This is a genomic window from Sulfitobacter sp. IGS-18 (genome assembly GCF_059628195.1).
Window position 1 is genome coordinate 1,098,345 of the sequence record NZ_CM184556.1, and the last position, 12,466, is coordinate 1,110,810.

At 63.1% G+C, this 12,466-nt stretch carries 11 protein-coding genes and 1 tRNA gene; 7 read left to right on the forward strand and 5 right to left on the reverse strand.

Annotated elements, in window-relative coordinates; all coding sequences use genetic code 11:
- Positions 1–8: 8 nt before the first annotated feature.
- Complete coding sequence (locus ACWNZ3_RS05360) at positions 9–1,511, reverse strand: calcium-binding protein (protein WP_496901459.1); 1,503 nt, start codon at positions 1,509–1,511, stop codon at positions 9–11.
- Between the two features lie 243 nt (positions 1,512–1,754).
- Between ACWNZ3_RS05360 and ACWNZ3_RS05365 the strand changes: the two genes are divergently transcribed.
- Positions 1,755–2,975 (forward strand): GNAT family N-acetyltransferase, encoded by a 1,221-nt coding sequence (locus tag ACWNZ3_RS05365; RefSeq protein WP_496901460.1) that lies wholly within the window; start codon positions 1,755–1,757, stop codon positions 2,973–2,975.
- Positions 2,976–3,200: 225 nt separating this feature from the next.
- Here the strand turns inward: ACWNZ3_RS05365 and ACWNZ3_RS05370 are convergent, their stop codons facing one another.
- A complete protein-coding gene (locus ACWNZ3_RS05370; RefSeq protein ID WP_269362125.1) occupies positions 3,201–3,863 on the reverse strand; it encodes a 50S ribosomal protein L25/general stress protein Ctc in 663 nt (220 codons plus the stop codon).
- Positions 3,864–4,037: 174 nt separating this feature from the next.
- Here ACWNZ3_RS05370 and ACWNZ3_RS05375 point away from each other — a divergent pair, with 174 nt between their 5' ends.
- Positions 4,038–5,210: an MFS transporter gene (locus ACWNZ3_RS05375; protein ID WP_496901461.1), complete on the forward strand. Its 1,173-nt coding sequence runs from the start codon at positions 4,038–4,040 to the stop codon at positions 5,208–5,210.
- Here the strand turns inward: ACWNZ3_RS05375 and ACWNZ3_RS05380 are convergent.
- The 3 genes from ACWNZ3_RS05380 to trpA all read right to left on the reverse strand — a co-directional run bounded on the left by ACWNZ3_RS05380 (position 5,194) and on the right by trpA (position 8,410).
- Positions 5,194–5,814, reverse strand: a complete 621-nt coding sequence (locus ACWNZ3_RS05380; protein WP_496901462.1) for a hypothetical protein — start codon at positions 5,812–5,814, stop codon at positions 5,194–5,196. The two genes, ACWNZ3_RS05375 and ACWNZ3_RS05380, sit on opposite strands and share 17 nt — an antisense overlap.
- 218 nt (positions 5,815–6,032) lie before the next feature.
- Positions 6,033–7,199: an alpha-hydroxy acid oxidase gene (locus ACWNZ3_RS05385; protein ID WP_496901463.1), complete on the reverse strand. Its 1,167-nt coding sequence runs from the start codon at positions 7,197–7,199 to the stop codon at positions 6,033–6,035.
- A gap of 419 nt (positions 7,200–7,618) precedes the next feature.
- Entirely contained in the window at positions 7,619–8,410 is a 792-nt protein-coding gene (gene trpA / locus ACWNZ3_RS05390) for a tryptophan synthase subunit alpha (RefSeq protein ID WP_269362116.1), read from the reverse strand.
- A gap of 202 nt (positions 8,411–8,612) precedes the next feature.
- On the opposite strand from trpA, the gene ACWNZ3_RS05395 reads away from it, so the two are divergent.
- From ACWNZ3_RS05395 to ACWNZ3_RS05415, 5 genes are all read left to right on the forward strand, one after another.
- Positions 8,613–8,825 carry a hypothetical protein gene (locus ACWNZ3_RS05395; RefSeq protein ID WP_114275026.1) on the forward strand — a complete coding sequence of 71 codons (213 nt, stop codon included), beginning with the start codon at positions 8,613–8,615 and terminating at the stop codon, positions 8,823–8,825.
- Positions 8,826–8,866: 41 nt separating this feature from the next.
- Complete coding sequence (gene ychF, locus ACWNZ3_RS05400; protein ID WP_496901464.1) at positions 8,867–9,964, forward strand: redox-regulated ATPase YchF; 1,098 nt, start codon at positions 8,867–8,869, stop codon at positions 9,962–9,964.
- A 215-nt stretch (positions 9,965–10,179) separates the two neighbouring features.
- A tRNA-Ser gene (locus tag ACWNZ3_RS05405) sits at positions 10,180–10,269 on the forward strand.
- Positions 10,270–10,749: 480 nt separating this feature from the next.
- Positions 10,750–11,316, forward strand: coding sequence for a hemerythrin domain-containing protein (locus tag ACWNZ3_RS05410; protein ID WP_496901465.1), 567 nt, complete (start codon positions 10,750–10,752; stop codon positions 11,314–11,316).
- A 10-nt stretch (positions 11,317–11,326) separates the two neighbouring features.
- A complete protein-coding gene (locus tag ACWNZ3_RS05415) occupies positions 11,327–12,346 on the forward strand; it encodes a glutathione S-transferase C-terminal domain-containing protein (protein ID WP_496901466.1) in 1,020 nt (339 codons plus the stop codon).
- The last annotated feature ends 120 nt before the right edge of the window (positions 12,347–12,466 follow it).

A 12,466-nucleotide genomic window follows, 5' to 3' on the forward strand; every position in this document is an offset into this window, starting at 1 on the left:
GGCCTGGATCAGCTGGTGATGATGACCTGATCCGCCGTCATGCCGGTGGTCCCTTCAAGCCGGATGACGGCGATGCCGGGCACCGACCCGCCGCTGCGTGGCGTGAAGGTGATCCGCACGTCGGTATGGCTGCCATCGGGCGCTTCGATCAGTTCGACCGCATCCACCGCGTTGCCGGTCTGGAAGGTGCCGACCTGAAGCACATCTTCTGCCGGGTCGAAATCGGTCATGCGCAGGTAGAAATCATCGGCCTCTCCGCCACCGGCATTCCAGACGCGGGCGTCGATGGTATCGGCCCCGGCGCCACCGGTGATGACTGCCGCGCCGTCGCTGTCGCGGAACTGGTTCCACAGGGTAAAGTGGTCGTCGCCGTCACCGCCAAAGGCCGTGCCGCCCAATGCCACCTGCAATGTGTCGTTGCCGGCATCGCCATGGCCGGTTGTGCCATTGTTCACGTTCAGAAAATCGTCGCCCGCGCCGCCAAAGGCCTCTGACCCGATGCCGCTGACGTAAAGGCGGTCATCGCCGGCTTCGCCCCGCAGCAGGTTTGGTCCTTCGCCGTAGCCATTCAGCTGGTCGTTGCCGTCGCCGCCGTTGGCCGTGCCGCCGACAATCGTGAGAGAATCGTCACCCGCGCCGCCCTCGACCGTGGCAGAATTGGCCTGAACCATATCGTTGCCTTCCCCGCCATGAATAATGGCATCGTCGCCCCGTGCTTCGATGGTGTCATCGCCCAGCCCGCCGATCAGGGTCACATCGTCATTGTCTGTTTCAAGAATGTCGTCGCCATCCGCGCCATCGACGGTGATGCCATCGGCATCGGCAGAGAGCCAGTCGGTTTCTTCCGTCCCGGTTGTATCTTCAAACACCGGCAGTTCCGGCACACCTTCGCGGGTGACCACGTAATCCTGCGGCAGGAAAGTGACCAGTTCGTCGCCGTCTGTATTGGCCTCAAGGTAGTATCCGGCAACAGGCGCATTGGCCGTGATCTCTCCGATGCGGTCGGAGGGGTCTTCGCTGACATGAGGGACCCCGAGCAGATCGACCACACCCAGCAGTTCGAGGCCGTTTTCTTCTTCGAAATCCGCCAGTTCGTACCCGCTCGGCGGTCCACCGTAACTGTCCCCCCCGGGGATGTCGAATTGGGTTTCCCAGCTTGCCGATGACCAGTCCACCCCCTCCGGCACGAGGTAGAACCGCGCCTCGTCGACTTGCAGATAATCGTCGGGGTTCCCGGAATCTTCGGTGTCGGTGTAGTAGATGACGGCCAGCGAGCCGGTCTCATCCTCGCCCAGTTCGATCTGCACGCCCTGTTCGGTGGCGTCGAAGGTTGCGCCGGTGTCGGGTGGCGTTTCCGGTTCTTCGGGGTCGACGGGCGTGTCCGGATCATCGGGATCGACCGGGGTTTCCGGTTCTTCGGGGGTGTCGATGGGCGTGTCGTCGTCGTCCGAACTCAACGTGGCGGTGAGCAGCAAACCGGACAGCAAGGCCAGCAAGGCGATTGAACCCATGGTGTGCTCCCTATCGAAACGCGCGAATCATCAAGGATTATAGTAACATAGACTTCGTTAAAATGGACAGACGCCCCTTTGCTGGCTGTCTGGCCGGACCTCGGGCGCCGGAAGCCGGGTGGCGTTTCGTGGCCAGGATTTTTCTTATTCTGCGCCCATTGCCGCCAGATTTGCACGGCAGGATGCGCCTGCGCGGAAAGCACCGACAGCCGGGACCGCGGAAGCAACAGGGCAGTTGATCTGATGAAGCATGATATCGTCACGGCAGGCACGGCGCAGGGGGCTGACCTGCGGGTCGAAGTTGTCGACACCCAGGCGGGGTTCGCGGCCCTGAAAGAGGCCTGGCAGGCGCTGGAGCAGCGCGACCCGGAAGGCACGGTATTTCTGTCCTGGGACTGGCTGCGCGAGGCCTTTGCCGATCAGCTGTATCGCTGGAGCGTTCTGGTGGTCCGCGACGGCGGCGGCGCTGTGGTCTGTCTTGTGCCGCTGAAATACCGGGTGCATTGGAGCGGCAGCCGGCAGGAGTTCCAGACCCAGTTGCAGGCGGGGGGGCGTCTGCTGTGGAGCGAATATACCGGATTTCTCTGCGCGCCCGAATGTGCGCAGGCGGCGCTGGAGGCCGCGGCACGCCATCTGGCCGCGATGCCCTGGATCTCGCTGTCGATGCGCTATGTCGCCCAGCAGGAGCGCTGCCGCATCTTTACCGATGCGCTGGAGGCGGCGGGGATCGCTGTGCGCTATCTGCCCTATATGATCAACCGGGGCGAGACGGATAATCTGAAATGCCCGCAGGTGGCGCTGCCGGCTGATTTTGACACCTATCTTGGCACCCGGGTGAGCCGGAACAAGCGCCAGCAATACAACCGCTTCCGGCGCAAACACCTGGAGACGGAGACCTACCGGATCACCCATGCCACCGAAGAGACGCTGGAGGCGGATCTGGATTGTCTGATGGGTTTCTGGGCCGACACATGGGGCGAAAAGAAGGGCCGCCAGACCGCCGGGATCGTGGCGCAATACCGCAGGATGCTGACAGCCGCCGCGCGCACCGGCAACCTGTTCCTGCCGCTGCTGTGGCAGGGGGACAGGCCGCTGGGCGGGCTGGGACATGTGGTGGACCCGCGCCGGGGCATGGTGCATTTCATCCTGGTGGGCCGGGATCAATCGGCAGAGGAGCCTTTTGTCGGGGCGGCGCTGCATTATCATTCCATCGCCTGGGCGATTGAACAGGGGTTCGGCTGCTATGATTTCAGCCATGGCAACGAGGCCTACAAATACAGCTATGGGGCGGAGGACATCGAGGTGCTGTTCTTTGAGGCGCGCCGCCGGGCGCCGGGTGATGACAATGTGTTCGATTCACTCTGCCTGGGAGCCGCCTTGACGCGGTTGCAGGGGTTCATCGAAGAGGGCGATACCGGTCGTGCGGCCCGCGCCTGTGCCCAGTTGGCGCGGATCATGTCCTGAATGTCGGCAGGCCGGTAGGCCGAGATTCAACTGTCGGGTCGGCGATCTGCACGAAATGGGGCAACCTGTCGTCTCGTTGATGCGGTGCCTTTGCCAGAAGCACTCCGGCCCGGCCTGCGCCTCAGGTCAGATTTTTTTCATCCGTATTGGGGAAATTCCGCATCCCCCAAACGCAAACGGGGCCGCCCATGGGCGACCCCGTTGTCCGTTCCGCTGAGGAATGGATCAATCTTCGCTGGCTTCGGCGTCACCCATTTCGGATGTCGGCACTTCGTCTGCTGCCACATCCTCTGCCTCGTCGTCATCCTGCGATGCAAGACCGGAGGGCGCGGAGACCTGAGCGATCACGAAGTCGCGGTCGATCACGGGCTTGGCGCCTTCGGGCAGCTTGACGTTTGCGATTGTCGCGCTGTCGCCGATTTCCAGGCCCGACACATCCACGGTGATGCTTTCGGGAATGTCGGCAGCTGTCACGACCAGTTCCACCTCGGGGCGGACCAATGTCAGCACGCCGCCCTTCTTGAGGCCGGGAGACACGTCTTCACCCGCAACCTGAACGTTGATGAACAGGTTGATCTTGGTGGTGCGCTTGAGACGCATGAAGTCGACATGTGTCGGCAGGTCCTTGACCACGTGGCGCTGCACGTCGCGGCAGATGACGCGCACGTCGTCGTGGCCTTCCACCTTCATGTTGAACAGGGTCGCCTTGAAGCGGCCCTTGCGCAGCATGGTCAGCAGTTTGTTGAACGGGATGTTGATCGGCAGCGGGTCTGCGTCGCCACCAAAAACAATCCCCGGTACCATGCCATCACGGCGTGCCTGACGAGCGGCGCCCTTGCCTGTCCCCGTCCGTACCTGGGCTTCAAGATCTGGAATCTCTCCGGCCATTTTAATCTCCAATATGTTACGGGACGCCTCCAAGGCTGTCGTCCCCAAGAAACGGGGCCCCTGAAGGGGGACACCCGCATGAAGCCGCGCGTATAGACGCGAAAAGCGCGTATGAAAAGGGCAAATTCGCATCCGGGGCCTTGGCAAGGCGGCAGGTGCATGGCAGGGGCGGGCATGGGTTTGAAACAGGATCTCTATCTGTCGCGCAGGCCGCTGGCCGGGTTTGTCGCCATTGGCGTGGCATGGGCCACCTATTTTGCGCAGATGCCCGTGATCAAGGCGCATGTCGGGGCCAGTGACGGCGCCTATGGTATGGCGATTCTGCTGGCGTCGTCGGGTGCGGTCGTTGCCATGTGGCTGGCACCGCTGTTCCAGCGGGCGTTCAGCCGGGTCGCTGTAACGCTGGGCATCGCGATCCTTGCGCTGGGCATGCTGATGTCGGGCATATCGACGACACTGATGCTGCTGGTGGTCGGCATTGCGCTGGCCTCCATCGGGTCGGGGATCGTGGACGTGCTGATCAATGCCCGTGTCTCGGAGATCGAGGCGCGGCAGGGGCGCAGCCTGATGAACCTCAACCATGCGCTCTACAGCTTTGCCTATGCCGGGGCGGCGCTGGCCACCGGCGCGCTGCGCGAGGCGCGCATCGCCACGGGGGCGGTGTTTCTGCTGCTGTTCGCCGTGCTGCTGATCCTGGCCCATGCCGCCCGCGACCGGGTGGCCGAGGCAGAAGAGACCGCGCTGCCCGACTTGCCCGGTCAGATCCCCCATGGCGTTGTCCTGCTGGTGGGGCTGGTGGTGCTGACTGCTTTTCTGGCCGAGGCCGCGTCGGAGGGCTGGTCGGCCCTGCATCTGGAGCGGACATTGGGCGGCACCGCGGGCGAGGGGGCGCTGGGCCCCGCCGCGCTGGGGCTGACGATGGGGATCGGCAGGCTCTTTGGCCACGGCCTGTCGCGATTCATCCGCGACACCCGGCTGATGCTGCTGGCAACGCTGCTTTCGGCCGCCGGGATCGGGCTGGCCGGGCTGGCGCCAAGCGTGCCGGTCGCGCTGTTGGGTTTTGCCATCGGGGGCCTGGGCATTTCCGTGGTGGCCCCGCTGGCACTGGGGCTGCTGGGCCGCCTGGTGCCACCCGACATGCGGCTGGCCGCGATCAGCCGCGCCTCGGTCCTGGGGTATGGTGCGTTCTTCTTTGGTCCGCCGCTGATGGGGCTGGTGGCCGAAGGCTTCGGCCTGCGCGCGGCCTTTGTGGCGGTGGCGGGGATCCTGTGCCTGACGGCCCTGGCCGTGCTGCCCGCGCTGGCGCGGCGCAGCATGACGCAAACAATTGCTAGCCCTGCGGCGTGATCAGATGCCCCTGCGCGGCGATGATGCGGTCGTAAAGCGCGAACTCGGGCGCGCGGGCGGCGCGCAGCAGGGCCAGTGTTTCCGCGCTTAGCCCGGTATCCGCACCGGGGGAGACGTTCTTTGGCTTCAGCGTCACGTCGGTTTTCAGCCTGTCGGCCATGAATTGCCGGAAACCGGACTGGTTTTCATAGGCAAAGACATGTTTTGCCATCACCCTGCCGTCACCATCGGTCAGGAAATTGAACTGGCTGCCGATCTGGGCGCGCGGCGGGGGGGCGTCGCTGATCACTTCGCGCACGTAGGTGTCAAAACTGATGCCCCGCGTGCTGAGATCCGTGCCCGTCAGCCGGTCAGCCCCGCGATAGCGGAACCAGCTTGCAATCTGGTCGGTGGGGTTGCGCATGATGGCCACGGCGTCGGGGCGCACGCCAAAGGTGTCTTCCAGAAACGGCGCGATCTTGCGGGAAAAGCGCAGGGCGGTGACATGTTTGCGGTTCTTGCCGAAGATGATCTCGGCGCGGGGCCGCAGCGCCATTTCCACGGCGGTGGTTCCGGTCTTGGGCGTGGCCAGAAAGGCAAGGCGGTGGCGCAGGAAGATCAGCATGGATCATGCTTAGCATCGCGGCATCCTGTTGCAAGGCGCTTTGCAGCGTCCCGCCATTGGCCTGAGACAGATCGCATCGGCAACGTCCCGAGAACGCGTAGCGCGGCAGGGTATTGGCGATTCAATTTCAAGGCGGGGCGCGCGTTACACTCACGGTCTCTTTGCGCAGAGGACAATGGGCCCTGACCCAGCCGTGTTCGGGTGATGCTGACCTGCCCTCAATCCTGCCAGTTGCCGCCGAAATCCCGGGGGATCAGCAGGTTGTGACGGCCAAGGTCGGTTACTTTCGTCTCACCGCAGAGCGCCATGGTGATGTCCAGTTCGCGGTGGATGACCTCCAGCGCTTTTGTCACACCTTTCTGCCCCATCGCGCCCAGCCCATAGATGAACGCCCGCCCGATGAAGGTGCCCTTGGCCCCCATCGCCAGCGCCTTGAGCACGTCCTGACCCGACCGGATGCCGGAATCGAGGTGGACTTCGACCTGATCGCCCACCGCGTCCAGGATCGCGGGCAGCATGGCGATGGAACTGAGCGCCCCGTCAAGCTGGCGGCCGCCGTGGTTCGACACCACAATGGCATCCGCCCCGACCTTGAGCGCCATTTTCGCGTCTTCTGCATCCAGGATGCCCTTGAGGATCACCTTGCCGCCCCATTGCTCCTTGAGCCGCGCGATCTTGTTCCAGTCCAGCGTCTGGTCGAATTGTTCGGCGGTCCAGGTGCCAAGGCTGGAGGCATCCGATATGCCCTTCACATGGCCCACGATATTGCCGAATTCGCGCCGCTTGGCACGCAGCATCTCGATGCCCCAGGCCCATTTGGTGGCCAGGTTGGCAATTGTTCTTGGCGTCAGTTTGGGCGGGGCGGACAGGCCGTTCTTGAGGTCCTTGTGGCGCTGGCCGAGGATCTGCAGGTCAAGGGTGATCACCAGGGCGGAGCAATTTGCGTCTTTCGCCCGCTGGATCAGGCGGCTGACGTAATCCGTGTCGCGCATGGTATAAAGCTGGAACCAGAAGGGCGCGCCGGTTGCCTCGGCCACATCCTCGATCGAGTTGATCGACATGGTGGACAGGGTGAAAGGCACGCCGAAATCACGCGCCGCCGTCGCCGCCTTGATCTCGCCATCCGCGTGCTGCATGCCGGTCAGCCCGACCGGGGCCAGGGCCACGGGCATCGACACATCTTGTCCGATCATCTGGCTGGCGGTGCTGCGCCCGGACATGTCCACCGCGACGCGCTGGCGCAGGCGGAGCTTGTCGAAATCGGAGGTGTTCTCGCGGAAGGTCTGCTCGGTCCAGCTGCCCGATTCGCAGTAGTCGTAGAACATCCGGGGCACCCGACGTTCGTAGATCCGCTTGAGATCCTGGATGTTGGTGATGACGGCCATGCGAAAACTCCAATATTGGTCTGCTTTCTTTACCAATCCGGCGATTTGAGATCAATCGAAAGGTTTGGGGCGATTGGTGCGATATTGCACCAAATGGAGGGATTCCATGAATCTGTCGCGCCGCAAGGCCATAACCCTGATCGGAGGCGGCACCGTTCTGGAGAGCCTGATGGCCCTGGGCCTGCTGAGCCGCGAGGCACAGGCGGATCCCGCCAGCACAGGCCTCAGACAGGGGCTGGAGATCTATCGCAGGATGCGCTGCAGCCGGTGCTGGTACGCCTGCGCGAGGTCATGGACGCCGCGCGGGACTGACGTCAGAACCGGTGATTTCCCGGCATATGCCGCGCCCGTGGATTCTGTCGTGCAGGGATATTTATCTGCCAAAAAGAAAGGAACAGGGTGTCCGCCATATCGGGCGGTCAGGCGCTGTGGGCACCGTCGGAGAGGGTTTTCACAAAGGCCAGGACATCTGCCGTGCTGTCGCCCCGGGCGATGCGTGATACGATGGCGGAGCCGACCACGACCCCATCCGCAACCCCGGCGATGGCGCGGGATTTCTCCGGCGTGTTGACGCCGAAGCCCACGATGACCGGCAGGCCGCTGGCCTTCTGGATGCGGGTGACCTCGGGGCCGACGTCGGTTGCCTCAGCCTCTGCCGAGCCGGTGATGCCGGTGATCGAGACATAATAGACAAAGCCCGAGGTGTTCCGGGCAACGCGGGGCAGGCGCTTGTCATCTGTTGTCGGCGTGGCCAGGCGGATGAAGTTCAGACCTGCGGCCTGGGCGGGCAGGCACAGCTCTTCGTCCTCTTCGGGGGGCAGATCGACGACGATCAGCCCGTCGATGCCTGCGGTCCTGGCGGCCTCCAGGAAGGCTGCGACGCCCATGGAATAGATCGGGTTGTAATACCCCATCAGCACGATTGGCGTGGTGTCATCCGCTTCGCGGAAGGCCGCTGCCATCTGCAGGGTCCGGCGCAGGGTCATGCCGCCATCCAGCGCGCGCTGACCGGCAAGCTGGATCGTCGGCCCGTCGGCCATCGGGTCGGTGAAGGGCAGGCCCAGTTCGATCACATCCACCCCCGCGGCAGGCAACCCGCGCATCACCTCAAGGGATTTATCGTAATCCGGATCGCCCGCCATGATGTAGGAGACAAAGGCCTTGCGGCCTTGAGATTTGAGCGCGGCGAATTTGGCGTCGATGCGGGTCATGGGCGGGCCTTTCGGAATGCTGGTACCGCTGCATGCCCAAACTTGCGGCAAAACGCAATCGGCAGCTTGGCAGACAGGGGGATTTCATCGGCGTGGCAGGGGCTCTGTCCCGCCTCAGGTCCACTATCTGGCCAGAGATCACCCCGGTGCCCTGAGGGGCGGCACCACTTCAACTGTCGGAAAACGCCCCTATATGGATGTCATGAATTACCTGCTTGCCATCCTTTTGCCGCCGCTTTCGATCTTTCTGACGGGGCATCCGATCCTGGGGATCGTGATCTTTCTGATCTGGATTCCCGCGCTGCTGTTCAGCGGCGGGCTGACCCATCCGATGTTCATCCTGCTGGCCTGGTTCCTGATCTTCTCCTCGCGCGAACGTGCCGCCCGTGCGCAGGACTTGCGCGCGCGTCGCTGACCCCCTAGGAGGGCTCAAACGCAAGAGCAAGGGGCCGCATCATGGGTTTCAAAATGGGTATCGTGGGTCTGCCGAATGTGGGCAAATCGACGCTGTTTAACGCGCTGACCCGCACGGCGGCGGCGCAGGCGGCGAACTTTCCCTTCTGCACGATCGAGCCCAATGTGGGCGAGGTTGCCGTGCCCGACGCGCGGCTGGACCAGCTGGCGGCGATTGCCAATTCCAAGTCGATCATCCCCACGCGCATGACATTTGTCGACATCGCGGGCCTGGTGAAAGGCGCGTCCAAGGGCGAAGGTCTGGGCAACCAGTTTCTCGCCAACATCCGCGAGACCGATGCCATCGCCCATGTGCTGCGCTGTTTCGAGGATGGTGACGTGACCCATGTCGAGGGGCGCGTGGACCCGGTGGCAGATGCCGAGACCATCGAGACCGAGCTGATGCTGGCCGATATCGAGAGCATCGAGAAACGGTTGCAGAACATCGTGCGCAAGGTGCGCGGCGGTGACAAGGAGGCGGTGCAGCAGGAACGGCTGATGCGCGCCGCGCTGGAGGTTCTGGAAGCGGGCAAGCCTGCCCGCGTCGTCGAGGTGGACGAGGAAGACCGCAAGGCCTGGCGCATGTTGCAGCTGCTGACCACCAAGCCTGTGCTTTATGTCTGCAACGTGGGTGAGGCAGAGGCGGCCCAGGGCAATGCGCTCTCTGCGAAAGTGGCCGAAATGGCCGCGGCCCAGGGCAATGCCCATGTGATCATCTCTGCCCAGATCGAGGAAGAGATCAGCCAGCTTGACCGCGAGGAAGCCAAGATGTTCCTTGAGGAAATGGGTCTGGCCGAAGCGGGGCTCGACCGGCTGATCCGGGCCGGATACGAATTGCTGCACCTTGAGACTTATTTCACTGTCGGCCCGAAAGAGGCGCGCGCCTGGACCATCAAATCCGGCACTTCGGCCCCCAAGGCCGCCGGGGTGATCCACGGCGATTTCGAAAAGGGCTTCATCCGCGCGGAGACCATCGCCTTTGACGATTTCGTGGTACTGGGCGGTGAGGGCCCGGCGAAAGAAGCAGGCAAGATGCGCGCCGAAGGCAAGGCCTATGTGGTCAAGGACGGCGACGTGCTGCACTTCCTGTTCAATACCTGAGCTTTTGAACGCGTGGCCAGGCCGGAACCGGCTTGCGCCCTGCTGGCGTCCTGACCACCGGTCAGGGCCTCGCCCGGCTCTGCGGGGCAGGGCCGGGGCTGTCCTGCGCATGCGGGACTGCGTTTTGCGGGGGATTTTCCCGCCACCATCAGGATTTCGCAGCCGTGGCAATTTCGCCTTGTAATCCCCATGGACGCTTGGCTATACGCGTCGGTGGAGACGTGGCCGAGTGGTCGAAGGCGCTCCCCTGCTAAGGGAGTAGGCCCGGAAGGGTCTCGTGGGTTCGAATCCCATCGTCTCCGCCACATGACCTGTAGGCCACGGGTCAACCTGCAATTTTCCGACAACGAAACCGGCAAATCCGGCGCCTGCTGCAAATCGCTGCTACAGCGGGAGCGTCAGGACGGGCATTGCTCCGCATCTCGTGCCTGGCGGCAGGATATTTTGTTTACGCATGGCAGTGCCGCCGCCCCGTCAAAAAGATGGGTCGGGCCGGGGCCGCGACATCTTTGCGAACTGTTGACCGAAAAGAAGCCAGGTTAACGCTTTGTTGAAGAGTGCCTTCGGGCAACGCCGGAAACGTATTCTGCGCTCGGTTGCGGTCGCTGTCGTCCTGCTCTTTCGCAGGCCAGGGTCGCAACTGAATTGCGAAGTGCTTTCGGTAAATCTTTGATTTTTCTGCGCCCTTCCTTGCGCCCTGGGCGTCGCGCATATCCGCTGTGCGTATTTCAGCACTGGTGGGGCAGGGCAGGCCGCCCCACCTTTGATCCGAAAGGAGAATACCGATGCTCGATACCTACACCATTCGTCAGACCGAGATGCCTCAGGAAATGCGGTTTCTCTTCAATCAATATCCGCGTGACAGCTGGGAGGCTCATCCCGGTTTCAAGGAAAAGACCAGAGACTGGCTTGGCGCGCATCAGATGTTCCGCCGGGTGGCGGAGCGTGTCCGGCTGGATACGGAAACCCTGCTGGACCGCGCTATGGGGCTGGAGGATTACGCCGGGCGTCTGTCCTACTACGGCGGCAATCTGGTCGGGAACCTGCATGGCCACCACGGCTGGGAAGACCGCAGCTACTTTCCCGAACTCTCGGCGGCGGACCCGCGATTTGAGGCGGGGCTTGAGGTGCTGGAACAGGATCACGCCGATCTGGACAGGGTGCTGGACGATTTCACCCGCACGGCCAACCGTCTGATCAAGCTCTCTGCGCTGGATGAGGCGCAGGCCCATGAGGAAGCCGGACAGGTGCATGCCAAGGCCGCGACGATCGAGGCTTTCCTGAAGCGGCATCTGACCGACGAAGAAGAGCTGGCAGCGCCGATCATCTTGCATCACAGGCTCAGAGGGTGAAACTGGCACCATGAGTGACAGATCAACCGAAGAAGACCAGACCGCCATCAGGCAGCGCCGCGCGCGGGGAGAATTCGTGCGCGGCGTCAGCGGTTTTCGCCATGCCATCGGCGATCCCGAATTTCCGGCGGAACCGGGCCGCTATCACCTCTTCGTCGCGCTCAATTGCCCCTGGTGTCACCGCGTCACCCTGGCCCGTTCCGTGCTGGGGCTGCAGGACAGCATCACAATGGACGTGGCCTTTCCCAACCGCACCGGAGACGACGATCCGGAAGGGCCGAACCTGTGGGAATTCGCCCCGGACCGGATTGCGAGCCTGACGGGGGCAGTGCTGCCCGAATGCACGTCTGAGACCGGCACCGGCAAGGCGTTGCGTCTGGCCAGGCAGATCTACCAAGCCGAAGGCTCCGACGAGCAATCTGTCCCGATCCTCTATGACAAGATCGCGGGCCGCATCGTGAACAACGAAAGTGCCGAGATCATCCGCATGCTGGATGCGCAGGCGGAGCCGCTTGGCAGCAATATCGCGACGGATCGTTTGCGGCTTTTCCCGGAGGTTGAGGCGCTGCGCCAGGACATTCGTGAGTTGAACGACCTGATCTATACCACGATCAACAACGGGGCCTATAAGGCCGGGTTTTCATCGGATCAGAAGGTCTATGAGGCTGCCTTTGACGCCTATTTCGCGACCTTCGAAAAGCTGGAGGAGCGTCTGTCGGATGGACGCCCCTTTCTGACGGGCGACAGGTTCACCGAAGCCGATTTGCGCCTGTTCCCGACGCTTTATCGCCACGACCCGGTCTATTATGTGCGCATGAAACTCAATGGCGCACGGGTGCTCGACTATCCGCATCTGTGGCGATGGCTCTGCCGCGTCTATGCGCTGCCCGGCGTGGCGGAGGCGGGATCGCTGGTGCATTGCCGTCAGGGATATTTCGGGCGCAGCTGGAACCATGTCGTGCCACGCGGGCCGATCAGACCGATGGGCTATCCCGAAGCCTATCTTCATGCCGAGCTTGCAGTGAAGTAGCGGGGAAGACCCTGCGAAGGCTTGTGTGCGTACTGATCGGTCCCGGGCCTTCCGTATCTCCAGTTTGCCATATTGTCCCCGTCAGCGGCCTTGACCGGGGTCGCTGACAGGGCGGCGTAA